Source organism: Lentzea sp. JNUCC 0626 (assembly GCF_043632865.1).
GTDB lineage: Bacteria > Actinomycetota > Actinomycetes > Mycobacteriales > Pseudonocardiaceae > Lentzea.
Window position 1 is genome coordinate 5279811 of the sequence record NZ_CP171635.1, and the last position, 22783, is coordinate 5302593.

Here is a 22783-nt window from a genome sequence, read left to right on the forward strand (position 1 = left end):
GGTCCTGGGTGGCGAGCGCCACCCAGGACTTCGCCGTCGTCGGACAGGAGCCTTCGTTGCCCAGCATCGAGTCGGCGGTCATCCGGGTGGTCGTGGACGTGAGCGACCAGCTCTCCTCCCGCCTCGCGGACAGCCTGAAACTCCCGTCGCCGTCCGCGACGAGCGCGGCGACCGAGGCCCTGTTCGCCGACCTGGACCGCCGGGACGTCGAGGCTCTCGAGCAGTACCTGGGCTCCCCTGACTTCGCGACGGTCGTCGCTCAGAAGCGCGTCGGCAACATGATGGGCAAGGCCTCCAAGGATCAGCTCCGCGAGGGCCTCCGCCTGGCCGGCCTGTCCGACCACCCGCAGTCCCGGGTCACCGACCTCCTGCACGACGCCATGGTCGCCGCCTGCCAGGAGGTCGAGGGCCAGTACCGCGCCGTCGGCACCAAAACCGACCGCGCCGACATCTACAACGCGGCCACCACCAACACCGTCATGCTCCGGCGCCTCAAGTCGTCCGCACGCATCCACGTCTTCGCCGCCCGCATGCGCGACCAGGTGGCCGCCCTGCACAGCAAGATCCGCATGCCGCACATCGGCGTCAGCCGGGCGGTCCGCTACGACCAGCTCTACGTGACCCCGACCCTGAAGTCGAAGTTCACCATTCGGTTGGGCTCCCCCGGCCACCGCGTGCTGGTCCAAGGCGATCCAGGCGCGGGCAAGTCGACACTGGCCACGAAGTTCGCCTACGACGTGGCCACCGACGGCACGGGACGCGTGCCGTTCCTGTTGGTGCTGCGGCAGTTCGCCGACTCGTTCGCTGAGGGCGGCCACGACCTCCTGCACTACCTGGAAAAGGTGTGCCAGGAGCCCTACAACGTCAAGCCACCACGTGACGGCATTGAGTACCTGCTGCGCACCGGCCGTGCAGTGGTCATTCTCGACGGCCTGGACGAGCTCGTGCAGATCGAACTGCGCCGCCGGGTGGTCTCGCTGGTGGAGGGGTTCGCGCACCTCTACCCACTGGTCCCGATCCTGGTGACCGCCCGGAAGGTCGGCTACGAAGACGCACCACTCAACGACGAGATGTTCGCGGCCGGTCAGATCGCGGAGTTCGACGACGACCAGGTCGCCGACTACGTGTCGCGTTGGTTCAGCCTCGACGAAGCCACCTCACCGGTCGAACGAGAGCGCCTGATCACCTCGTTCCTGGAGGACAGCAGGCAGATCAGGGAGCTGCGCAGCAACGCGTTGCTGCTGACCTTGTTGTGCGCCATGTACTCCAGCGACCGATATCTGCCGCACAACCTCGCCGAGGTGTACGAGCGGTGTGCGTTGATGTTGTTCGAGCAGTGGGACTCGAAGCGAGGCATCGAGCTGCCGATCAAGTTCCACGGGCGTTTGCGTGGTGCTGTGCAGCACCTCGCGTGGAAGATGTTCAGCGCGACCGAGTCCGGCAAGGCCCAGAAGCGTGCCCGGGTCATCAACCATCTCACCGAATACCTTGATCGGAAACTCGACGACCACGACGTGTCGGTGGCGGCTGCGGAGGAGTTCCTCGCGTACTGCACCGGACGGGCCTGGATCCTCACCGATGTCGGTGCGAACGAGTTCGGCTTCACCCACCGCACGTTCCTGGAGTACTTCGCCGCCGAGCACCTGGTGCGCACCCACCGCACAGCCGAAGCACTTTGGGCCGTGCTCAAACCGACGGTCGACCAGTGGGACGTCGTGGCCCAGATCGTGTTGCAGCTGTTCGAACGCAACTTCGAGGGCGGCGCCGACGAACTGCTGGAAGAAGCACTGCGCGGTGGCGGGTTGAGGTTCGCCACCCGCGCGCTGCGCCACGTGGCTCCCAGCGACCGGGTGGTCCGATCGATCACCGTCGCAGCGCTGGAGAAGTTCGTCCGCTTCCCACTGGCGGAACGCACCCTTGCCCACGACGACACCACAGACTTCCCGATCATGAACTGCGTGATCGACTCGTCGCCGATGAACAGGGAAGCGATCCAGCGAGCGGTGACCGAGTGCTTCGGGAGCCTGATCTCAGAAGGCGAAGCCGGCGCAACCCTGGTGGTCGACGCCCTGTTCAAACACGACTGGCCTGATGTTCGTCAGGACCTGTGCAGGCGGTACGGCGCCGAAATTCGAGAGCTCCGGAAGTCGACACCTTGGGCGCACTGGATGCTCGACGACCCGGAACTCCTCGATTCGGCGATACGCAAGATGGGCGCAGGGATCCTCTACAGCGCGTGCACGGCCGCCGGATACAGGTTCTACAGCGCAGCTTTCGACCTGTTGACCACCCGCGAGATGGCTGCAGCTGACTCGATCGCCATCACGATGACCTTCCTGCCGGCACCATGGACTGGAACGGAACCGTTCGATGTCGAGGAGTGGAAGTCCCACAGACCTTCCGATGCCCTCGGTCTGATGCTGACTCTGCCTTACCTGGAGTACACCGACGCACGTCGACTTCCGGACGGCTGGGACGACGGCTACGAGGTCCCAGCCCAGGTGCGGGACTTCCTGCGGAACTGGGAGCGCGGTGAGTTCAGCTTGCTAGAGCCAGACCCAGAGAAGCCGCTGCCACTCCCAGCACAACACTGACCAAGGCGTTGAGGAAGGCAGAGCGGTAGTTCTGCGCTTCCAGCAGCTTCACGGTCTCGTAGCTGAAGGTCGAGTACGTGGTGAGGCCGCCGCAGAAACCGATGCCCAGCAACGGCATCCACGACGTGCCGATCACGAACCCGATCAGCAGGCACCCGACCACGTTCACCGTCAGCGTCCCGAACGGGAAGGTGCGGGAGTGCCGTGACTGCACGAACTGGTCGAGCAGGTACCGGCAAGGCGCCCCGAGAGCAGCGCCGAGGAACACCACCAGCGCGGTCATCGCCGAGTCACCCGCAACCCGAGAAACGCCGCCGCCACAGCACAAACAGGCGTGGCCGGCAAAGCCCACGACCAAGCGGCGGCATACGACGAGAAGGTCGTGAACCCGCCCAGCACCCCGACCCCGAAGAAGGCACGCACCAACGGCCGCGGCACCAGCCCCATCAGCACGCCGATCAGGAACGACCCCAGCACGTTGATCAGAAACAAGCCCCAGGCGCCGGGCACCACCACGGACAACCCGTAGCGGGCCACGCCGCCGAGCCCGCCTCCCAAAGAAACGAGCCCCACAAAGGCGAGAGAACGGTCAGGCGGAGGGTTCGGCAAGGTGCTCCACCAGGTGGTCCAGGGCCTTCAACGCGCGCACCACGTCCTCTCGTTCGGAGGACTCCAGTTTGGCCAGGGCGGCGCCGATCCGCTTCTCGTGTTCGCGCTGCCAGACGAGCAGTTGTTCGTGTCCACGAGGTGAGACGGATAGCCGCGCTACCCGTCTGTCCTTGGGGTCTCCGCCGCGCACGACGAGGCCTGAGTCGATCAGTTGGGAGACGAGGCCGGACACCGTGTTGGGGGCCAGGCGAAGGGCCGCGGCAAGATCGCCGACCTTCATCGGCGGGCGCTCCGCGAGGGTCTGCAGCAGCTCTACCTGCGCCATCGGCAGGGATTCCCACGGCCAGTCGGCCCGGATGCTCGTCCGCAACGCCCGGCGCAGGCGGGTGACGACGTCGGTGAGCGTGCGGGCTTCGTCTGACATGCGGAAATCTTACTGAACGTCGAACAATAGCTCTGTGTCAGATATAATCGGCTTACGATGAACTGGTTCGTCACGGAGTCGCCCAGACCGGCGTGGATCGCGCGTCGGGCGTACGCGCCTTGGCTGGTCATCGCGACGGTCTGCTTCGGCGCGTTCATGGGGCAGTTGGACGCCTCGATCGTCACGCTGGCGTTCCCCGCGATGAGCGCTCACTTCGGTGCCGATCCGGAGTGGATCTCGCTCAGCTACCTGATCACGCTCGTCGCTCTGCTCGTCCCAATGGGCAGGATCGCGGACCGGATCGGGCGCAAGATCGTCTACATCTACGGGTTCGCGTTGTTCACGGCGGCGTCCGTCGCGTGTGTGTACGCGCCGAGTTTCGACGCCCTGATCGCCGCCCGCATAACCCAGGCCGTCGGGGCGGCGATGTTGCAGGCGAACAGCGTCGCGCTGGTGACCACGGCGGTGGTGCCCGAGAAGCGGCGCAAGGCGCTCGGGGTGCAGGCCGCGGCGCAGGCGGCCGGGCTCGCGGCGGGGCCGTTGCTCGGCGGGTTCCTCACCGAGCACTACGGGTGGCAGGCGGTGTTCGCGATCAACGTGCCGATCGGGATCGTGGCCGTGGTCGCCGGGCATTACCTGCTCCCTCGCACGAAGACCGCGCGGGACAAGGGAAAGCCGACGTGGAAGGTGCTGCCGGGGCTCGCCGGCGTGCTGCTCACCTACGCGGCGTTGTTCGCGCCCATGACGTTGCTGCCGTTCACCATGAAACAACCCTTGGCACAGATAGGACTCACGGTCGCGGCGCTGCCTCTGGGGTTCGCGATCGCGGCGACGCTGCTGACCAGGCCGGGGATCTGGACCGGCGCGGCGATCACCGCCGTGGCACTGGTCCTGCCTGTGCCGCAACCACTTCAGCTCGTCGTCGCGGGCGTCGGGCTCGGGATCATCGCGCCGGCCTGCACGAAACGGGTCATGAGCGCGTTGCCCGAGAGCGCGGCCGGGGTCGGGAGCGGGCTCGTGAACGTCGCCCGCGGGCTCGGCACGGCACTGGGCGTAGCGCTCGCCACCCTGCTGATTCACACTTTCCAGTGACAGAAGGAATTCCACTAGCCCGAACGGGCCCCTGCCCTGCCGGACGCACGTCGTGTCTCAGTAGCCTGGCCGCATGGCTGAACAGGTGAGCTGGGTTCCCGAAGGCGTGGACACGGGCAAGCCGAGTGCCGCGCGTCTCTACGACTACCTGCTCGGCGGCGGGCACAACTTCGCGGCCGATCGGGCACTCGCCGAGAAGTTCCTCAAGGCCCAGCCGAACGGCCGCGCGATCGCCCGGCTGAACAGGGCGTTCCTGCGCCGGTCGGTGCTGTTCATGATCGACGAGGGCATCCGGCAGTTCCTCGACCTCGGGTCGGGCATCCCCACGGTCGGCAACGTGCACGAGATCGCGCAGAAGGCCGACCCGGAGGCGCACGTCGTGTACGTCGACTTCGAGGAGGTCGCCGTCGCGCACAGCCAGCTCATCCTGGAGCACGACGAGCGCGCGGCGATCATCCAGGAGGACATGACCAGGCCGGACGAGGTGCTGCGAGCGGCGCGCGAGAGCGGTCTGATCGACTTCACGCAGCCCGTCGGCGTGCTGACGGCCGGTGTCTTCCACTTCGTGCCGCCGCAGGCCGACCCGAACGCCATAGTCGCTGCCTATCGCGACGCGGTGCCGGTCGGCAGCTACCTCGCCGTCTCGCAGTTCACCCAGGACCTCCAGCCCGAGGAGATGGCCGGGATCGTCGAGGTCATGAAACAGAGCCAGAACCCCATGTACCCGCGCACGAAGAGCGAGGTCGAGGCGTTGTTCGCGGGGTTCGAACTCGTCGAACCCGGCATCGTGCCGACGCCGTTGTGGCGGCCGGAGGGCAGCACCACCGACGATCCGGACAAGGCAGGCATTTACGCAGCTGTGGGACGCAAGCTGTAGCGCCTGTCGTTGTTGGCCGTTCGGCGGCGGATCCGTACGCTCTGTGCACAGGATGGAACTTCCCGAGCTCGCCGCCCGCTGGATGCACGCGTTGACGCCTACCGCGTACATCCCGCTGTCCCACGCCGAAATCGAGCGCGCGCTGCTCGACTCGTTGCGGGAGCTGCCGGAGTCACCCGAAGCGGTCGGCAAGCGCTTGGTGTCACTGCACGCAACCGGGCCCGACTCGTTGAGCGCCACGATCGAGGTTCTGTCGCCCACGTTCGAACTACCCCTGCTGGCCCGGTTGAGCTCCGCGTACGCGCAGGCCATGCGGCTGGACGCGTTCGACCAGCAGGAGCAGATCAAGGTCGCGATCGTGCGGGCCAAGCAACGGGTCGAACGCACGCTCCAGGTCAGCGAGGCGCGGTTCCAGGAGGTGTTCGACTCCGCCGCGCTGGGCATCGCGATCACCGACCTCACCGGCCGGTGCGTCGAGGCGAACGACACGCTGGCCGAGATCGTCGGCCTGCCCTCGGGCGCGGAGGTCGTCGACCACGACCTGAAGGAGTTCTACCGGCCGGAGGACCTGGCCGTGCTCGGCGCCTCCTACCGCAACCTCAGCGAGGGGCGCGTCGACCGGTTCCGCGACCAGCGCGAGCTGATCCGCGCCGACGGCGAACCGGTGTGGGTGCACCTCGTGGTCTCCGTGCTGCGCGACGCGGACGGCAGGCCCACGCACCACGTGACGATGGTCGAGGACATCAGCGAGCTGCACCTGTTGCAGCGCAGCCTCGACCACCAGCTGCTGCACGACTCGCTCACCGGCCTGTCGAACCGCCAGCACTTCGTCACGCAGGTCGAACGGCTGCTCGACGGCGGCCCGATCACCCTCTACCACCTGGGCCTGGACGCGTTCTCCGTCGTCAACATCGGACTCGGCCAGGACACCGGCGACAAGCTCCTCAAGATCGTCGCGAGTCGTCTGGGCAAGCTCGCGGCCGAGAAGAACGCCGTGGTGGCGCGGATCGGCGGCGACGAGTTCGGGTTCCTCACCACGAACGACAACGTGACGTCGACCGTCGAGGAGATCCAGGACGTCCTCGGCGAACCGACCTTTGTGGACGATCATGGCATCGCGTTGTCGGCGAGCATCGGCGTGGTCGACCGGCCGCCGTCGTTCGTGACGGCCACCGAACTGATGCGCTGCGCCAACGCCGCGCTGCGCCAGGCGAAGGCCCGCGGCAAACGGCAGTGGGCGTTGCACGACCCGCACGACGACGCGCGCCGTCGTGGCAAGTACGCGCTGGCCGCGTCGATGCCGGGCGCGTGGGAGCACGGCGAGATCGAGATCGTCTACGCGCCCGTGCACGACCTGGAGACCCGCGAGGTGCTCGGTGCCGTCGCCCGGCTGCACTGGGACGACCTGAGCCACAACGACACGATGGCGCTCGCCGACTCGACGGGCTTGTCGCTGCCGATCGGCCGCTGGCTGCTGCGCGAGGCGTGCGCGCAGGCCGCGCGGTGGGCCGAGGAGTTCGGTGACGGCGCGCCCACGCTGCACGTCGCGTTGGGGGCCTTGCAGTCGCGGGACGAGGACCTGGTCGCGGACGTCAAGCGCACGTTGGACGAGACGGGTCTGCCGCCGGACCGGCTGCGCATCGCGCTGGACATCTCGTCGGTGCTCGCGGGCGACGACAACGCGGTGGTGCTGCACGACAGCGGCATCGTGACGGCGCTCGACGGGTTCCGCGGCGGCCACGACGAACTGGCCGTGCTGACCGAGGTGCCGGTCCGCTCGGTGATCACCCGCGCCCCCGCCCCCACGCCGGATTCCCCGCTGCACCAGGCGATGCGCGCGTTGATCGCGACCGTGCACGGCTTCGGCGTGCGGTTCGGCGTCGACGAGGTGCACACCCTCGCCGACGCCGAGCACTGGCGTCAGGCGGGCGCGGACGGCGTGATCGGCCTGCTGCCCGCGCTGACCGCCGCCGAGGTCACCGACCTGCTCAGAGCTGCTTCACAGCCGCCAGAAGCTTCGTGAGCGAGTCCTTCGCGTCCCCGAACAACAACGTCGTCTTGGGGTTGTAGAGCAACTCGTTGTCCACGCCCGCGAAGCCCGGCCGCATCGACCGCTTCATGAACACCACGGACTTCGCGCGGTCGACGTCGAAGATCGGCATCCCGTAGATCGGGCTGGCCGGCTCGTCGCGCGCACCGGGGTTCACCACGTCGTTCGCCCCGACCACCACCGCCACGTCGACGGACGTGATCCCGGGGTTGACGTCGTCGAGCTCCTTGAGCTGCTCGTACGGCACGTCCGCCTCGGCCAGCAACACGTTCATGTGCCCCGGCATCCGCCCCGCCACGGGATGGATCCCGTACGCCACCGCGACTCCGCGCTTCTCCAACTGCGCCACCAACTCGCGCACCGCGTGCTGGGCCTGCGCCACCGCCAGCCCGTACCCCGGCACCACGACGACGTTGTTCGCGTACCCCAACAGGATCGCGACGTCCTCGACCGTCCCGGACTTGACCGTTCGCTGCTCTTCCCCTTGCGCGACCACGGTGGTCGCCTTGAACGCCCCGAACAGGATGTTCGCCAGCGACCGCCCCATCGCCTGCGCCATCAGCCGCGTCAGGATCGTGCCGGACGCGCCGACGAGCGTGCCGGCCACGATCAGCAACGTGTTGGCCAGCACGTATCCGGACGCCGCCACCGCGAGGCCGGTGAACGCGTTGAGCAACGAGATCGCGATCGGCACGTCCGCACCGCCCACCGGCAGCACGAACAACACGCCGAGCGCGAGCCCGACGACCGCCAGCAACCACAGCAGGAACCCGTTCGGCACCGCCATCGTCAAGGCGCACAAGGCAACCGACGACACCGCCGCCGCGATCGCCAGCTGCTGACCCGCGGGCAGGAGCACCGGTCGGGTGGTCATGAGTTCCTGCAGCTTCAGGAACGTGACGACCGAACCGGAGAAGCTGACCGAGCCGATCAGCACCGTGAGCACGGTGGCGAGGCGGAACATCACGGTCGTGTCGGGGACCGCGAAGAACTCGGCCAGTGCGACGAGAGCCGCGGCCGCACCGCCGACTCCGTTGAACAGGGCCACCATCTGCGGGATCGCGGTCATCTTCACCGAGCGGGCGGCGGGGATGCCCACGACCACACCGAGTGCGATGGCGATGAGGATCCACAGTCCGTTGTGGACGACGCCGTGAACGTAGGCGGTGACGACGGCGACCAGCATGCCGAACGCGCCGATGAAGTTGCCGTAGCGCGCGTACTTGGGCGAGCTAAGCCCCTTCAGTGCCAGGATGAAGCACACCGACGCGATGAGGTACATCAGGCCGACGGTGGTCATTTTTTGAACATCTCCAGCATCCGGTCCGTCACCACGAACCCGCCCACGACGTTGACCGTGGCCAGGAACACCGCCAGCACACCGAGAACGAGTTCGAGGGTGCTCTCGGCGGACCCCGTGATCAGGATCGCGCCGACCAGGATCACGCCGTGGATGGCGTTGGCGCCGGACATCAGCGGCGTGTGCAGGATCGTGGACACCTTCGAGACCACCTCGAAGCCCACGAACACGGCCAGCACGAAGATCGTCAACAGATCGATCACGGCAACTCCTTGCGGATCTGGCCGTCGTGGGTGAGGCAGCAGCCGTCGAGCACCTCGTCGGAGAGGTCGGGGGCGACCGCGCCGTCCGCGATCATCAGCTTGAGCAGGTTCAGCACGTTGCGCGAGTACAACTTGCTCGCGTGCACCGGCATGGACGACGGCAGGTTCAACGCGCCGTGCACCAGCACGTCGCCGACCCAGGTCTCGGACCCCGCAACGGATCCCGCGTAGTTGCCGCCGGACTCCGCGGCCAGGTCGACGACGACCGAGCCGGGGGCCATGGCCTTGAGCATGTCCGTGGTCACCAGCACCGGAGCCCTCCGGCCGGGAATGGCCGCGGTGGTGATCACGACGTCGGAGGCGGCCACGTGTTCGCCGATGAGTTCTCGTTGGCGTTCCAGGAACTCCTCGGACTGCACGGAGGCGTAGACGCCGGACTGGGTTTCCAGGTCCAGTTCGAGGAACTTGGCGCCGAGACTGCGGACCTCCTCGCCCGCCGCCTTGCGGACGTCGTAGGCCTCGACGACGGCGCCCAGACGGCGAGCCGTGGCGATGGCCTGCAGGCCCGCCACTCCGGCGCCCAGCACGAGCACCTTGGCCGGGGGCACGGTGCCGGCGGCGGTGGTGAACATCGGGAGGAAGCGCGGTAGTCGTTCGGCGGCGACCAGAACAGCCCGGTAGCCGGCGACGAGGGCCTGGGAGGAGAGGGCGTCCGCGCTCTGGGCACGGGTCACGCGGGGCAGCAGGTCGAAGCTGAACGACGTGACCCGGCGGTCTCGATAGACCTCCAGGAGTTCCCGTTCCAGGCCTGGCTGCAAGAAGCTCACGGTGATGGCGCCCGGTTTCAGCAGCGAAGCCTGGGCGATGGTCAACGGCTGCACGGACACGACGACATCGGATTCCGACGTCGGGTCCTCAGGCGTCACGTGGGCCCCGGCCGCTCGGTAAGCGGCGTCGGGAGCGTGGGCGTGACGCCCTGCACCTTCCTGTACGTGCACGGTCAGTCCAGCGTCGACCAGCGACGACACCGTTTCCGGTACGCAGGCGACTCGGCGCTCGGCGGGCCGCGACTCTGCGGGGGTTCCCACTTTCACCGTACGCACGTTACGCGATCAATGGTGACCTGGGCCACATCTACAGTTGCCAGAGCACCGCACCGGCGAGGGTCAGGCACCCTGCCAGCCCAATTGCCGGCACGAGGCGCTTACCGAGCGTCCACGCGCTGGCGTTGGCGATCGCGTAATAGAGCAGTACGCAGAACGAACTGAACACGATCGCACGCGTGACATCGACCGTGAGCACCAAACCGATCGCCACGGCGCCGGTCGCGATTTCCGCCCAACGGAGGTCGGCGAGAAACGACGGCAGCCGACGATCGCGTGCCATGGCCAACGCGGTCCGGCTCACCCCGAGCTGCAGGGAAAGCAACGAACCCAGAGCGGCCAGGCACGCGGCCACCCGAATAAAGGGCGCCAGAGGCGGCGACACGTCAGCAAGAGTCGACACGGCGAGACGGCTGCCCAACGCGTTCAACGCCACGAGGGCTACCCCGAAGTACACGACCAGAGTGATCAACAGGGCAACCACGACCGCACGGGGGATCGTGCGCGCGGGGTCTCGCACCTCCTCCCCCAACGTCGCAACGCGCGCGTACCCGGCGAACGCGAAGAACAGCAGCGCGGCGGCGGGAAGGATTCCTGACGGCAGGAACTCCGCCGGCTGCACGGTCTCACGAGCCGTGAACGCCACCAGACAAAGCACGAGCAGGACAACAACAACGATGCCGCGAGTGAGCAGCGCGGACTTCTGCACGCCGGTCAGGTTCACCAGGGTCAGGGCCACGATCGCCGCCACCGCAACGGTTTTCGGCGCACCGGCGTACACGCCGACCGTCAACGCCATGGCGGCGCACGACGCGGTCTTGCCGAGCACGAACGCCCACCCGGCCAGATCGCCCCACACGCGCCCGAGGCGTTCACGGCCGTAGACGTACGTACCGCCGGACTGCGGATAGCGCGCGGCCAGCCAGGCACTCGACAACGCGTTGCACAGAGCGACGACTCCGGCAACGACCAGACTCACGAGCAACGCGGACCCGGCCGCGGCGGCGGCCGGGGCGAACACGGCGAACACTCCCGCGCCGATCATCGAACCGAGCCCGACGAACACGGCGTCGGTCAGCGACAAGCTACGGGTCAGCTGCACAGCTCAGTGTGCGACAGGACAACCGGAAGGCTTCTCGGCGGGGAAGAAGTTCGGCAGCAGTTCATCCGAGTCGTAATACCGGTGGTAGACCGGTGTCAGCCCGCCCGACACGGGTGGCACGATCCACGACCAGTCGGCGGGACAGGAACGTCCGGCCGCCTCTTCCTTCTCCAGGTGCGTCAGGAACCGCTTCGACTCCGTGTGGTGGTCCGTGATCGTGACCCCGGCCTCCGCGAACGAGTGCAGGACGGCGCGGTTGAGCTCCACCAGGGCTCGATCGCGCCACAACGTCGCCTCCGACGACATGTCCAGGCCCATTCGCTTGGCGAGGTACGGCAGCAGGTCGTAGCGGTCCGAGTCGGCCAGGTTGCGGGCGCCGATCTCGGTGCCCATGTACCAGCCGTTGAACGGCGCCGACGGGTAGTCGATGCCGCCGATGCGCAGGCGCATGTTGCTGATCGCGGGCACGGCGTGCCACTTCACGCCCAGCGCGCCGAGCCACGGGAAGTCCGGGTGCGCCAGCTTCACCTCGAGCACTTCGTCGGCGGGGATCTCGACGAGCGCGGGCTCATGTCCTCGGCAGGTCACCATCAGCGGCAGCACGTCGAACGGGCCGCGCGTGGCCGGCGGCTTCCAGCCGCGCTTCACCGCGAGGTCGGTGAGCGCGAGGTTGCGGCCGTCGCCGAGCACGCCGCCATCGGACCCGCGGTAGGCCGCGTACCGGATGATCTGCTCGTTGACGATCACCGGCGCGTGCGTGCCGGGCTCGGCGGGCGCGAAGATCGTGATGACGGGCCGGATCTTGCCCTTGTTGGTCGCCACCTTCAGGTGTTCGACGCACTCCTGGGCGACGTCGGCGGGGGCGGACACCTCCCGCTGGTCGCGCACTTTCAAGCTCCGCCAGTACAAGCGGCCGATGCAGCGGGAGCTGTTGCGCCAGGCGACGCGCGCGCCGAACGTGAGTTCTTCGGTGGTGTGGCGGTAGGTGCCGGTCGCGGCGATCTCCGCGTGCACCTCGGCCAGCCGGGCCTCGACCGGACCGAGTTCCGGGTTCTCGGTGTGGTGCTGTCGGACGAAGTCCTCAGCCTCGGCGATGTCGATCTCGCCGGTGTTCTCGACCTGCGCCGGGGGAAGCGCCGTGAGGGAACGGGGCATCACATCAGTCGGGACGGGGGTCATGGCGAGGCACCGTAGTTGCGCTTTCGTGTAGGAGGAACCGCCTGTCGCGCTACGCCATCTGGATCACTGGACCGCGTCCGACACGCTCAGCAGTTACTTGATCCTACAACTGGGTGACAAAGGGCGCGACAAAGGGTGGTTCTTGACCGTTATCGCGCCGACACCAAACATTGACCTGTGATTCAGTTCACCGCTGGATTCGACCCGATCGAGTGAACTTGCGGGACCTCCCACGTGGAGAAGCGCGTCATCCCCTGAATTGCCAAGGAAGGTGGCAACACGCGGAACGCGAAGTCGCGCAGTGCCAAGGCGATCGGCGACCGCATCTCTATGCCGAACTTCCCCGCCATCCGCGAACCCTTCCACACCGACTGGGTGCGCGGGCGCCGCACGGCGTCGTACCGGGCCAGATCCCCGCCCACCGCGGCCAGCGTCACGGCGTCCTCCAACGCCATGCAGGCGCCCTGCCCGAGGTACGGCGTCATCGCGTGCGCCGCGTCGCCGAGCAACGCCACCCGCCCCTTCACGAACGTCGGCAGCAACGGCAACTGGTAGATGTCGTGCCGGATCACGTCCTGAGTCGTGGACACCAGTTCCGGCAACGGATCGTGCCAGTCCGCGAACAACTCCACCGGGTCGAGTCGAGCGTCAGCGGGAGCGACGCACGCGACGTACCAGCACACCCGGCCGTCCCCGAGCGGCAGGATCCCCGCCTCCCCACCGGGTCCGAGCGTCTGCGAGATCGGCAGGTCGAACGGCCCCGGCGCCACCCCGCGCCACGCCGTCGCCCCCGCGTACTCCGGCGCACGGGCCTCGGGGAACAACTCCGCGCGCAACCGGCTGTTGATCCCGTCGGCGGCCACCACGAGATCCGCGTCCAACTCGTCCGAACCGGTCACCTCGGCGTCGTTGAACAGCACCGACGACGGCAACGCACGCAGCAGCACGCCGTGCAGATCGGCGCGGTGCATCGCGATCACCTTCTCCTGCCCCACGTCCGGCAGGTGCACGAGCCAGCGCCCGTCCTGACGCCGCACCCCGCCGGACACGCGGGGCGTGCCGAGCCGCCGGATCTCGTCGGAGACCCCCATCCACTCCAGCGCGCGCATCGCGTTCGGCATCACGCCCACCCCGGCGCCGATCTCCCCGAACGCCGCCGCGCGTTCCCGGACCTCGACCTCCCAGCCGACCCGGCGCAACGACACCGCCGCCGCCAGCCCGCCGATGCCGCCGCCCACCACGATCGCCTTCATCGCTTCCTCCTCTACAGATGTAGAAGACTTTACACCTGTAGACTACAGCTGTAGAGAGATTGGGACCACAGGTGCGCAAAGACCTCATCACCGACGCCGCGATCAAGCTCGTGGCCGCCCAGGGCATGCGCGGCCTCACCCATCGCGCGGTCGACCGCGAGGCCGGGCTGCCGGAGGGGTCGACCAGCGCGTACTTCCGCACGCGCAAGGCGTTGGTCGAGGGGTTCGTGGCGCGGCTGGCCGCGCAGGAACGCCTCGACGTCGCCCCGGATCCCGACGACATCGCGGGCAGCATCGCGAGGACGCTCGACAGCTGGCTCGTGGAACGCGACCGCACGCTCGCCCGGTACGCGGCGATGCTCGAGGCGACGCACCACCCGGAGCTGAAGTCGATCATGGCTCACTCGCCGCGCGAGCAGGCCACGGCGCTCGCGAAGATGCTGGGCCACGAGGATCCCGAACGAGCCGGCGCGCACTTCACCGCGTTCCTCGAAGGCCTGCTCTTCTACCGGCTCGTCGGCGGCGGCAGCACGGTCGGCCCGGCGCCGGGCACCGAGGAGAGCGTCCGGGACCTGACCGCGGCCGTCGAAAAGGCGTTGCGACCGTAGGTACCGTGGGTTTCATGGGATTCGGGTACGGGGTCTTCTACCTCTGATTCAGGGCGTGTGCCTCAGCGCAACACGTCCTGATTTCGCGTACCCAAAAGAGGATCCCCGTGCGTTCGCATGTTCATTTGACGACCCAAGATCTCACCAAGGGCTATGAGGCCGGACCCGTCGTCGACGGCATCTCCCTGACCGTCTCCGCGGGCCAGTGCCTCGGCATCATCGGCGAGAACGGCCGCGGCAAGACCACCCTCCTCCGCCTGCTGGCCGACGACCTCGCGCCGGACCAGGGAACTGTCACCCGGCACGGTTCGTTGAGCCTGGTGCAACAGGAAATGCCGTGCTACCAGGGCGAAACGGTGGGGGACCTGCTGTCCGAGGCGCTGCGCGAGAGCCGCTCCGCACTGTCCGAACTGGACAGTGCGGCCGAGCCGTTCGACGAGCAGCGCTACACCGAGGCGTTGGCGCACGCCGAGAACATCGAGGCGTGGGACGCCGAACGGCGTGCCGACATCGCTCTCAAGGCGCTCGACGCCGACCACGACCGGGCAACGGAACTCGCGCGACTCAGCGTGGGCCAGCGCTACCGGGTCAGGCTCGCGTGCCTGCTCGCCGAACGCGCCGACGTCCTGCTGCTCGACGAACCGACCAACCACCTCGACGCGGGCGCGCTCGCGTTCCTCACCGAACGCCTGCGCCAGCACCACGGCGTGGTCGTGCTGGTGAGCCACGACCGCACGTTGCTCGACGACGTCTGCACGCAGTTGCTCGACCTCGACCCGACCCCGGACGGCGAGGTGCACCTGCACGGCGGCGGCTACCGGGCGTTCAAGGAGGCGAAACGCGCCGAACGCCAACGCTGGGAGCAGCGGTTCGCCCAGGAGGAGGCCGAGCACGACGAGCTGACCGACAAGGTCGAACGTGCCCAGTCCCGGCTGAAGGACAACTGGCGGCCGCCGAAGGGTGCGTTCAAGCACAAGCGCAGCACCCGTGCGGCGAACAAGATGCGCAACGTCGCACGGAGGTTGGAGGAGTTGGACGACCAACGGTTGGACGCTCCCCCACCGCCGTTGCGCTTCACGCCGCCTGAGCTGGAGGCGAGCGGCGACCTGCTGCACGCCACCCCGCTCGAAGTACCCGGCCGGGTGAACCTGACCGAGCCGATCTCGCTCAGCGCGGGCGAGAAGCTGCTGATCACCGGACCGAACGGCGCGGGCAAGTCGACGTTGCTGAACGTCCTGGCCGGCCGCATCACCCCAGCTCACGGCACGGTGCACCACGTCGGCAAGGTCGCGTTGCTCGCCCAGGAGTCGGTGTTCGAGAACGAGGACGCCACCGCCCGGCAGCTGTGCCCGCGGGTGCAGGACCTCGGTCTGCTCAGCGGAACGGACCTCGCCCGCCCCGTCGCCCGGCTGTCCACCGGCCAACGGCGGCGGCTGGAACTCGCGATCCTGCTCAGCGGCTCCCCGCACGTGCTGCTGCTGGACGAACCGACCAACCACCTGTCGATCGCGATGGTCGACGAGCTGACCGAGGCGTTGCACCAGACGCGGGCCGGGGTGGCCGTCGCGACGCACGACCGGCAGATGCGGACAGATTTCGGGTCGTGGCGGTCCGTGACCCTGGATTCACCTTCACGGAGTCATGAAACTTCTGTAGCTTCGGAAGTAGGTCTTCTGCTGAGCACTGGGAGGTGTGCGAGATGACCGAACTGATCTCCGAAGAACTGCCCACCACGCGCCAGAACCCGTTCGACCCGCCGTCCGAGGTCACGGCCATCCGCGAGCAGGCCCGCATCAGCAGGCTGAAGTTCGCGGACGGCCACCTCGGCTGGCTCGTCACGGGTCACCACCAGGTGCGCGAGCTCCTGGGGAGCCCGAAGTTCAGCAACCGCCCGGAGAACCACCACCTGCTCGACAAGCGCTTCCAGGGCGACCTGCCCGAGGACAAGGACAAGCGCAAGGCCGAGCCGGGCATGTTCCTGAGCCAGGACCCGCCGGACCACACCCGGCTGCGCAAGATGCTGCAGGGCCAGTTCACCGTGCGGCGGATGAACCAGCTGTCCGAGTGGATCGGCCAGATCGTCGACGACCAGCTGGCGCACCTGCGCACGTTCGACGGCCACGCGGACCTCGTCAAGGAGTTCGCGATGCCGGTGCCGTCACTGGTGATCTGCGCGCTGCTCGGCGTCGGGTACGAGGAGAAGTCGCGGTTCCAGGACGACACCGCGAAGATGCTGAGCCTCGACACGACGTTCAAGGACGCCATGGAGGCCTTCGCGCGCATCCAGGAGTTCATGCGCGAACTGGTCGCCCGCAAGAAGGAGAACCCGGGCGACGACATGATCAGCGACCTGATCGCCACGGGGGAACCCACTGACCAGGAAGCGTCGAACATGGCGTTGCTGCTGCTGATCGCCGGGCACGAGACCACGGCGAACATGCTGGGCCTCGGTACGTTCACGCTGCTGCAGCACCCGGACCAGCTCAAGGTCCTGCGCGACGAACCGGACGTCATCGACAACGCCGTCGAGGAGCTGATGCGGTACCTGTCGATCATCCACTTGGGACCGACGCGCACGGCGCTGGAGGACGTGGAGATCGAGGGACACCTCATCAAGGCCGGTGACAGCGTGGTGATGCACGTGCCCGCGGCCAACCGCGACCCGGAGAAGTTCCCCGGCAACCCCGAGGAGCTCGACCTGCGCAGGCCGGCGAGCGGGCACGTGGCGTTCGGGCACGGCATCCACCAGTGCCTCGGCCAGCAGCTCGCGCGGATCGAGATGAGGATCGGGTTCGCCAAGCTGTTCGCGGAGTTCCCGGACCTCCGCCTCGACGTCGAGCCCGAGGAGGTGCCGCTGCGCACCGACATGGGGATCTACGGAGTGCACTCGTTGCCAGTAGCGTGGTCGGCATGAAGATTTCCGTCGACCAGACGAAGTGCTGCGGTTCGGGAATGTGCGTTTTGACCGACCCGGACCTGTTCGACCAGAGCGAGGACGACGGCACCGTCGTGCTGCTGCAGGAGAATCCGGACGCCGAGCACGAAGCGGGCGCGAAGGAAGCCGCGGGGCTCTGCCCTGCGGGCGCGATCACGATCAGCTGACGCGCTGAAGACGTGCCGGGCGACAAAACCGTGCCCTGTCGCCCGGCGCCAGCGTGTTCTCGAAGTCGTACGCTCCCACCATGAACACAGCGCCGGGGTGGTACCCGGACAACGCCGATCCCCGGTTCGTCCGGTGGTGGGACGGCGTTCAGTGGACGCCGCACCTCCAGCCGCGGCAGGAGCAGTCCGACGCCCACCACACCGAGCTGCAGATGGGCGGCACCGGCCAGGACCGCGTGGCCCAGCAGGTGCAACGCGCCGGCGTGCAGGGCGTGGTCTCCGGTGGTGGCGGAACCCTGTTCAGCGAACCGGTGCTGGTGGTGAACCAGAAGGCCAAGCTGATCGAGATGTCGAACTCGTACGTCATCTACGACCAGCACGCCCGCCATCTCGGCACGGTCGAGCAGGTCGGTCAGTCCGGCGCCGCGAAGGCGTTGCGCGCCTTCACGAAGATGGACTCGATGCTGGACGTCCGGCTGGAGATCCGCGACCTCCAGGGCATGCCTCAGTTGCGCGTCACCCGGCCCGCGACGATGTGGAAGTCGAAGGTCGTCGTCGAGCGCGGGGACGGCCTGCCGATCGGCGAGATCGTGCAGGAGAACGTGTTCGGAAAAGTCCGGTTCGCCTACGTCTGCAACGGAATGCAGATCGGTGGCATCTACGCGGAGAACTGGCGGGCCTGGAACTTCTCGCTCCAGGACCACACCGGCACCGAGGTCGCCCGCATCACCAAGACCTGGCAGGGATTCTCCAAAGCCATGTTCTCCACCGCTGACAACTACGTCGTGCAGTTCCACCGGCCGGTGCCCGACCCGTTGCTCAGCATGATCGTGGCGTCAGGCGTCACCGTCGACACGGTCCTGAGCCAGAACCAGGGCTAGGACGTCGCCAGGCGGAGCTCGACGGCCTCCGCCTGGAACCCCGACGCCGTCAGGGTTTCCTCGGCCTGACGCCAGTGTTCGCGGGCCTCCTCGGCCCGGCCGGAGCGGTCCAGGGCGTTGCCGAGCACGCGCAGCGAACGGCCGAACTCGGGCGGGGAGCCCATGTCCCGCGCCTGGTCCAGCGCGAGCTCGGCCAGCCGCAACGCCTCCTCGGGCGTGGCGGCGAGCCCGGAGCGCAGGCGCCACACCCAGATGCGGCCCTGCCGGTCGTCGTGCTCCTCGAAGAACTCCCAGGCCTGGCGCAACTGTTCCTCGGCCAGGGAGTTCTGCCCCGACCGCACCAGCGTGTCCGCGAGGAACAGCCGGATGTTGGCCGCGAGGTCCGGGTCGCCGAGCTTCTGCGCCGCCGCGAGCGAGGACCGCAGGAACGCCGCCGACTCGTCCAGCTCACCGGTGAACTGGTGCAGGCGCCCCAGTTCCAGCGTCGCCATCAGTTCGCTCTGCTCGTCGCCGAGCTGGCCGGCGACGCGCCGCGCCCGTTCCAGGTACTGCTGTGCGGCGGCGAGTCCACCGGCCCGGCGTTCGATGGCACCCAACGAGCACAGCACCTCGATCTCGCCGTGCGGGTTGCTCGACGCGACAAACCGTTCCATGGCCTCGCGGTGTGCCGCACGGGCTTCAAGAGACCGCCCGCACCACTCGTGCATCCACCCCATGCCGTACCAGGCGTAGGCCTCGCCCCACACGTCCCCGGCCTCGACGAAACCCTCCTGCGCGGCCTGGAAGTCGGCCGACGCGGCGGCGTAGTCGTGCAGCCGGGCGCGGAGAATTCCGCGCTGCTGGAACAACATCGGCTTGCGGGCGGCGGGCGCGCAGGTCAGGCCCAACGCGTTGATCTGCTCCCAGTCGTCGAACCGGGCGCGCAGGTCGCAGAACGCGGCGGAGCGGATCGCGAGTTCGGCGGCCAGCGAGCCGAGTCCCAGCGCGGCGGCCTGCGTGATCACCGCGTGGACGTTCTGCCACTCCGCGTCGAACCACTCGGCCGCGTCACCGAGGTCGAACCGTTCCAGCGCCAGGGGTTCGAGCCGCACACCCTGGTGCGGCAGTTCGACGTCCGCGCGCATCGCCAGGTCGAGCCACTGCTCGAACAACGCCTTCAACGCCTCGGCCGGGTCCTCCGAGGCCGCCTCCCGACCGAACGCGCGCAACAGGTCGTGCAGGCGATAACGCACTTGCCCCAACGCATCGCGGCCCGCGTAGTCGACCAGCCGCGCGTCTACCAACGCCTCGACGTTGTCCTCCGCGTCGTCCAGATCGAGCCCCAGCAAGGAAGACGCGACCCAGGCCGGGAAGTCCGGCGTGTCCACCAGCGACAGCAACCGGAACGCCGTGCGGTGCGACTCGTCCAACCCGTCGTAGCTCAACGCGAGCGAGGCCCGCACGTCGAGGTCGCCCAGCGACAGCTCGTCGAACCGGCGCCGTTCGTCGGACAACCGCCCGGCGAGCTTCGAGAGCTGCCAGTGCGGGCGCGCCACCAGCCGGGCCGCCGCCACCCGCAACGCGAGCGGCAGGCTGCCGCAGTACGTCACGATCTGCTGCGCCGCACCGGGTTCGGCCGCGCACCTGGCCTCCCCGACGGCGGCCTGCAGCAACGCCAAGGCATCAACCGCCGGCAGCACGTCCAACGGCACGACGTGCGCCGCCTCCAGCCCGGCCAGCGCGGCCCGCGAGGTCACCAGCGCCGCACCCGCGGTGGTCCCCGGCAGCAACGGCCGGACCTGCGCCTCGTTCACCGCGTTGTCCAGCACGACCAGGATCCGGCGGTCCGACAGCAGGTCGCGGTACAGGTCGACCCGGTCCTCCACAGTGGACGGGATGGCGCCGCCGGACACGCCCAGCCCGCGCAGCAACCGGTCCAGCGCCGCGGCGGGTTCGACGGGCTTCTGCTCACCGCCGCGCAGGTTCAGGTACAGCTGGCCGTCCGGGAACGCGTCGCGCACGACGTGGGCGCAGTGCACCGCCAGCGAAGTCTTGCCGACGCCACCAGGTCCGGTGATCGTCCACGTGCCCCCGGCCCGCAACCCGGCCGTGAGCCGCACGACCTCCGCCGAACGACCCGAGAAGTCACCGACGGCGGGCGGCAGCCACGACGGTCCCGTGCCCGTGGCGGCGACCGGCGCGGACGACCCCGCCAGCACCTCCATGTGCAGCGCGCGCAGTTCCGCGTTCGGGTCGATGCCGAGTTCGTCGGCGAGCACGTCGCTCGCGCGCCGGAACACGTCCAGGGCCTGCGCCTGCTGGCCGGTGCGGTGCAGGGCGAGCATCAGCTGGTACCAGAAGCGTTCGCGCAGCGGGTGTTCCCCGACCAGCGACCGCAGTTCGTCGACGATCTGGTCGTGCCGGCCGAGCTGGAGTTCGGCGTCGTTGCGCCGTTCCAGCACCTCCCAGCGCTGTTCGTTGAGGCGCTGCACGTCGGTCTGCTCCATGCGCAGCGACGACACCTGGTCCAGGGCCGGTCCGCGCCACAACGCGGCCGCCTCGCCGAGCAGCCCCGCCTCGGTCTCCAGGTCCGGCGCGCGCCGGGCTTCGGCCCGCAACCGCTGGAACGTCAACAGGTCGAGCTGGTCGTCCTCGACGTGGATCGAGTAGCCGGTCGGCCACGTGCGGACGAGCTTGCGGTCCGCCAGGTCGTCCAGCGACTGTCTCAACCGCATGACGTATGTCTGCAAGGTCGCGCGCGCCGCACCTGAAGGCTCGTCGCCCCAGAGGTGTTCCATCAGCTCGTACGACGACACCGGCGCGTTCGCCTTCATCAGCAACGCCGCGAGCAGCACGCGTTGCTTGGCAGAACGCAGCTCCACGACCCGTCCTGAGTCGATGACCTGCAACGATCCGAGAACCTTGAACCCCCACCGGCGCTGCATGTGACCGATCCTAACCAGCCGGTAACCCCAGGTGTCAGCGAAATGTCAGCGGCCGTCGGAATGCTCACAGCAGAGGAAGGGTCAGCGGCCCATCACCCCAGGCGGGTCGCTGACGCATCACCCGAGCGGAGCGGCGTCCTGGCCCCCAGCTGGACGTCGCTCCACCCAGGCGGTGCCGCCGGGGCCGGACAGCCCAAACCTCTCCCCGTGCCCCGGCGGCGCCTTTCAGGCAGCACCCTGCGAAGTCGTCATGAACTTCCCCAGTCGCACAGCGAGGTCGTCCGCGGCCTCGTTGCCCCGCAGGCGTTCCGCTTCCTGCCGCAGGGGGCGCATGCGGTCACGGGTGCGGGCGGAACGGATGGGGCCGGACACCGCGATGGCCTGTTCCCCGACGTCACGCGCCTGTTCGGCCTCGTTCTGCACCAGGTAGTTGACCGCGAGTGCGGCGAGCCGGAACGACTGGCTGCGCGACGCGTCCTCACCGCCGGACGAGATCGCCCTGGTGAGCAGCGGAATCGCGGACCGCGCGTACTTCACGTCGCAGGTGCGCGCGAGTTCGGTGTGCACCATGCCGCCGATCGACACCAGGTCCGCGAGGTCGAAGAACCTCGCCCACGGCGGCGCGTCCTCGGCCACCGACCGTCCGAACTCGTCCTCGGCGCGCGCGAACTGGCGCAGCGCCTGCCTTTCCGCGCCCATCTTCGCGAACGCCCACGCCTCGTTGGCGTGCAGGATGGACACGGCCAGAGTGGACCCGCTGGCCTGCGCGATCGGCAGTCCTCGTTGGAACGACGCCAGCGCGTCCTCGGCCAGTTCGTAGTGCAGGTGCACGCGGCCCATCCGGTAGTGGATGTTCGCTTCCAACGCGCTGTTGCCCGACGCGCGCGCGAGTCCCATCGCACGGCCGAAGTGCAGGTGCGCGGACTCCAGCAGCCCCATGTCGAACGACGACCAGCCCGCCAGGTTGTGCAGGTCCGCGATGGCCACCTGGAGCCGGTGCAGCACCTTGCCGGACGAGCCGGTGTCGAGCAGCGGGTTCGCCCAGTTCAGCACTGCGACGCAGGCGTCACGGCAGGAGCCGCCGCCGTATTCGTGGTCCAACGCTCTGAGCGCACCGGTGAGCGTTTCCACGTGCCGCACATCGGTTTTGTCCACGCGAGCGGGAAATGCTTCGCCGTCGAACATAGCTGGGCCCTCCTGACGTGCGCCGGTCACCCGTTGTGCGGATACCCGTTACACACCGCCGGTACTCACCGCGCCGCGTCACCATCCCGCTGTCCGGCCTGGTCGGGAAGGGTCTTTCGACCTTCCCGGGACATGTCGGCGCGACCACCACAACGCCGTGGTGGTCGCGCCTACCATTTCGGACGGTCATGGTGATCGGAAAGGGGCCATCGAGGTGTCAACCATGTCGATCTGAAT

General features: G+C 68.4%; 20 protein-coding genes. 9 read left to right on the plus strand and 11 right to left on the minus strand.

All coding sequences use genetic code 11. The features are described 5' to 3' along the window. Positions 1 to 8: 8 nt before the first annotated feature. Positions 9 to 2594, plus strand: a complete 2586-nt coding sequence (locus JNUCC0626_RS23520) for an NACHT domain-containing protein (protein ID WP_394621923.1) — start codon at positions 9 to 11, stop codon at positions 2592 to 2594. Here JNUCC0626_RS23520 and crcB read toward each other — a convergent pair. Genes crcB through JNUCC0626_RS23535 form a run of 3 tightly spaced genes read right to left on the minus strand, consistent with a single transcriptional unit; the run spans position 2539 to position 3627 of the window. Then, positions 2539 to 2877 carry a fluoride efflux transporter CrcB gene (crcB, locus tag JNUCC0626_RS23525; RefSeq protein ID WP_394621924.1) on the minus strand — a complete coding sequence of 113 codons (339 nt, stop codon included), beginning with the start codon at positions 2875 to 2877 and terminating at the stop codon, positions 2539 to 2541. The genes JNUCC0626_RS23520 and crcB overlap by 56 nt on opposite strands. After that, positions 2874 to 3167: a fluoride efflux transporter FluC gene (locus tag JNUCC0626_RS23530; protein ID WP_394621925.1), complete on the minus strand. Its 294-nt coding sequence runs from the start codon at positions 3165 to 3167 to the stop codon at positions 2874 to 2876. Before JNUCC0626_RS23530 ends, crcB begins: the two co-directional genes overlap by 4 nt. Before the next feature lie 16 nt (positions 3168 to 3183). Further along, a complete protein-coding gene (locus JNUCC0626_RS23535) occupies positions 3184 to 3627 on the minus strand; it encodes a MarR family winged helix-turn-helix transcriptional regulator (protein ID WP_394621926.1) in 444 nt (147 codons plus the stop codon). Positions 3628 to 3684: 57 nt separating this feature from the next. Here JNUCC0626_RS23535 and JNUCC0626_RS23540 point away from each other — a divergent pair, with 57 nt between their 5' ends. From JNUCC0626_RS23540 to JNUCC0626_RS23550, 3 genes are all read left to right on the plus strand, one after another. Continuing rightward, a complete protein-coding gene (locus tag JNUCC0626_RS23540) occupies positions 3685 to 4719 on the plus strand; it encodes an MFS transporter (RefSeq protein WP_394621927.1) in 1035 nt (344 codons plus the stop codon). A 73-nt stretch (positions 4720 to 4792) separates the two neighbouring features. Beyond that, positions 4793 to 5596: an SAM-dependent methyltransferase gene (locus tag JNUCC0626_RS23545; RefSeq protein WP_394621928.1), complete on the plus strand. Its 804-nt coding sequence runs from the start codon at positions 4793 to 4795 to the stop codon at positions 5594 to 5596. A gap of 52 nt (positions 5597 to 5648) precedes the next feature. Further along, positions 5649 to 7619 (plus strand): diguanylate cyclase domain-containing protein, encoded by a 1971-nt coding sequence (locus tag JNUCC0626_RS23550; RefSeq protein ID WP_394621929.1) that lies wholly within the window; start codon positions 5649 to 5651, stop codon positions 7617 to 7619. On the opposite strand, the gene JNUCC0626_RS23555 is transcribed toward JNUCC0626_RS23550, so the two are convergent. The 6 genes from JNUCC0626_RS23555 to JNUCC0626_RS23580 form a co-directional block, all read right to left on the minus strand. Further along, positions 7585 to 8946, minus strand: coding sequence for an NAD(P)(+) transhydrogenase (Re/Si-specific) subunit beta (locus tag JNUCC0626_RS23555; protein WP_394621930.1), 1362 nt, complete (start codon positions 8944 to 8946; stop codon positions 7585 to 7587). The two genes, JNUCC0626_RS23550 and JNUCC0626_RS23555, sit on opposite strands and share 35 nt — an antisense overlap. Then, positions 8943 to 9209: an NAD(P) transhydrogenase subunit alpha gene (locus tag JNUCC0626_RS23560; protein ID WP_319970005.1), complete on the minus strand. Its 267-nt coding sequence runs from the start codon at positions 9207 to 9209 to the stop codon at positions 8943 to 8945. Before JNUCC0626_RS23560 ends, JNUCC0626_RS23555 begins: the two co-directional genes overlap by 4 nt. Further along, positions 9206 to 10303, minus strand: coding sequence for an NAD(P) transhydrogenase subunit alpha (locus JNUCC0626_RS23565; RefSeq protein WP_394621931.1), 1098 nt, complete (start codon positions 10301 to 10303; stop codon positions 9206 to 9208). The genes JNUCC0626_RS23560 and JNUCC0626_RS23565 overlap by 4 nt, the downstream gene beginning before the upstream one ends. Before the next feature lie 40 nt (positions 10304 to 10343). Continuing rightward, a complete protein-coding gene (locus tag JNUCC0626_RS23570) occupies positions 10344 to 11396 on the minus strand; it encodes an APC family permease (protein ID WP_394621932.1) in 1053 nt (350 codons plus the stop codon). A 21-nt stretch (positions 11397 to 11417) separates the two neighbouring features. Beyond that, positions 11418 to 12593 carry a nitric oxide synthase oxygenase gene (locus JNUCC0626_RS23575; RefSeq protein WP_394621933.1) on the minus strand — a complete coding sequence of 392 codons (1176 nt, stop codon included), beginning with the start codon at positions 12591 to 12593 and terminating at the stop codon, positions 11418 to 11420. A gap of 182 nt (positions 12594 to 12775) precedes the next feature. After that, positions 12776 to 13846 (minus strand): FAD-dependent monooxygenase, encoded by a 1071-nt coding sequence (locus JNUCC0626_RS23580; protein ID WP_394621934.1) that lies wholly within the window; start codon positions 13844 to 13846, stop codon positions 12776 to 12778. Between the two features lie 71 nt (positions 13847 to 13917). Here JNUCC0626_RS23580 and JNUCC0626_RS23585 point away from each other — a divergent pair, with 71 nt between their 5' ends. The 5 genes from JNUCC0626_RS23585 to JNUCC0626_RS23605 all read left to right on the plus strand — a co-directional run bounded on the left by JNUCC0626_RS23585 (position 13918) and on the right by JNUCC0626_RS23605 (position 18437). Next, positions 13918 to 14454 (plus strand): TetR/AcrR family transcriptional regulator, encoded by a 537-nt coding sequence (locus JNUCC0626_RS23585; protein ID WP_394621935.1) that lies wholly within the window; start codon positions 13918 to 13920, stop codon positions 14452 to 14454. Positions 14455 to 14579: 125 nt separating this feature from the next. Then, positions 14580 to 16157, plus strand: coding sequence for an ABC-F family ATP-binding cassette domain-containing protein (locus tag JNUCC0626_RS23590; protein ID WP_394621936.1), 1578 nt, complete (start codon positions 14580 to 14582; stop codon positions 16155 to 16157). After that, a complete protein-coding gene (locus JNUCC0626_RS23595) occupies positions 16154 to 17368 on the plus strand; it encodes a cytochrome P450 (protein ID WP_394621937.1) in 1215 nt (404 codons plus the stop codon). Before JNUCC0626_RS23590 ends, JNUCC0626_RS23595 begins: the two co-directional genes overlap by 4 nt. After that, a complete protein-coding gene (locus tag JNUCC0626_RS23600) occupies positions 17365 to 17556 on the plus strand; it encodes a ferredoxin (RefSeq protein WP_285645214.1) in 192 nt (63 codons plus the stop codon). The genes JNUCC0626_RS23595 and JNUCC0626_RS23600 overlap by 4 nt, the downstream gene beginning before the upstream one ends. An 80-nt stretch (positions 17557 to 17636) precedes the next feature. Further along, positions 17637 to 18437, plus strand: coding sequence for a phospholipid scramblase-related protein (locus JNUCC0626_RS23605; protein WP_394621938.1), 801 nt, complete (start codon positions 17637 to 17639; stop codon positions 18435 to 18437). On the opposite strand, the gene JNUCC0626_RS23610 is transcribed toward JNUCC0626_RS23605, so the two are convergent. Beyond that, positions 18434 to 21361 carry an AfsR/SARP family transcriptional regulator gene (locus tag JNUCC0626_RS23610; RefSeq protein WP_394621939.1) on the minus strand — a complete coding sequence of 976 codons (2928 nt, stop codon included), beginning with the start codon at positions 21359 to 21361 and terminating at the stop codon, positions 18434 to 18436. The two genes, JNUCC0626_RS23605 and JNUCC0626_RS23610, sit on opposite strands and share 4 nt — an antisense overlap. A 225-nt stretch (positions 21362 to 21586) precedes the next feature. Next, positions 21587 to 22516, minus strand: a complete 930-nt coding sequence (locus JNUCC0626_RS23615) for a hypothetical protein (protein ID WP_394621940.1) — start codon at positions 22514 to 22516, stop codon at positions 21587 to 21589. Between the last annotated feature and the right edge of the window lie 267 nt (positions 22517 to 22783).

What these genes read in the sequence shown, in the direction of transcription:
- crcB (WP_394621924.1), bottom strand. Translation starts at nt 2,877, where the DNA reads ATGACCGCGCTGGTGGTGTTCCTCGGCGCTGCTCTCGGGGCGCCTTGC.
- JNUCC0626_RS23535 (WP_394621926.1), bottom strand. Translation starts at nt 3,627, where the DNA reads ATGTCAGACGAAGCCCGCACGCTCACCGACGTCGTCACCCGCCTGCGC.
- JNUCC0626_RS23540 (WP_394621927.1), top strand. Translation starts at nt 3,685, where the DNA reads ATGAACTGGTTCGTCACGGAGTCGCCCAGACCGGCGTGGATCGCGCGT.
- JNUCC0626_RS23545 (WP_394621928.1), top strand. Translation starts at nt 4,793, where the DNA reads ATGGCTGAACAGGTGAGCTGGGTTCCCGAAGGCGTGGACACGGGCAAG.
- JNUCC0626_RS23550 (WP_394621929.1), top strand. Translation starts at nt 5,649, where the DNA reads ATGGAACTTCCCGAGCTCGCCGCCCGCTGGATGCACGCGTTGACGCCT.
- JNUCC0626_RS23555 (WP_394621930.1), bottom strand. Translation starts at nt 8,946, where the DNA reads ATGACCACCGTCGGCCTGATGTACCTCATCGCGTCGGTGTGCTTCATC.
- JNUCC0626_RS23575 (WP_394621933.1), bottom strand. Translation starts at nt 12,593, where the DNA reads ATGACCCCCGTCCCGACTGATGTGATGCCCCGTTCCCTCACGGCGCTT.
- JNUCC0626_RS23580 (WP_394621934.1), bottom strand. Translation starts at nt 13,846, where the DNA reads ATGAAGGCGATCGTGGTGGGCGGCGGCATCGGCGGGCTGGCGGCGGCG.
- JNUCC0626_RS23595 (WP_394621937.1), top strand. Translation starts at nt 16,154, where the DNA reads ATGACCGAACTGATCTCCGAAGAACTGCCCACCACGCGCCAGAACCCG.
- JNUCC0626_RS23600 (WP_285645214.1), top strand. Translation starts at nt 17,365, where the DNA reads ATGAAGATTTCCGTCGACCAGACGAAGTGCTGCGGTTCGGGAATGTGC.
- JNUCC0626_RS23605 (WP_394621938.1), top strand. Translation starts at nt 17,637, where the DNA reads ATGAACACAGCGCCGGGGTGGTACCCGGACAACGCCGATCCCCGGTTC.
- JNUCC0626_RS23610 (WP_394621939.1), bottom strand. Translation starts at nt 21,361, where the DNA reads ATGCAGCGCCGGTGGGGGTTCAAGGTTCTCGGATCGTTGCAGGTCATC.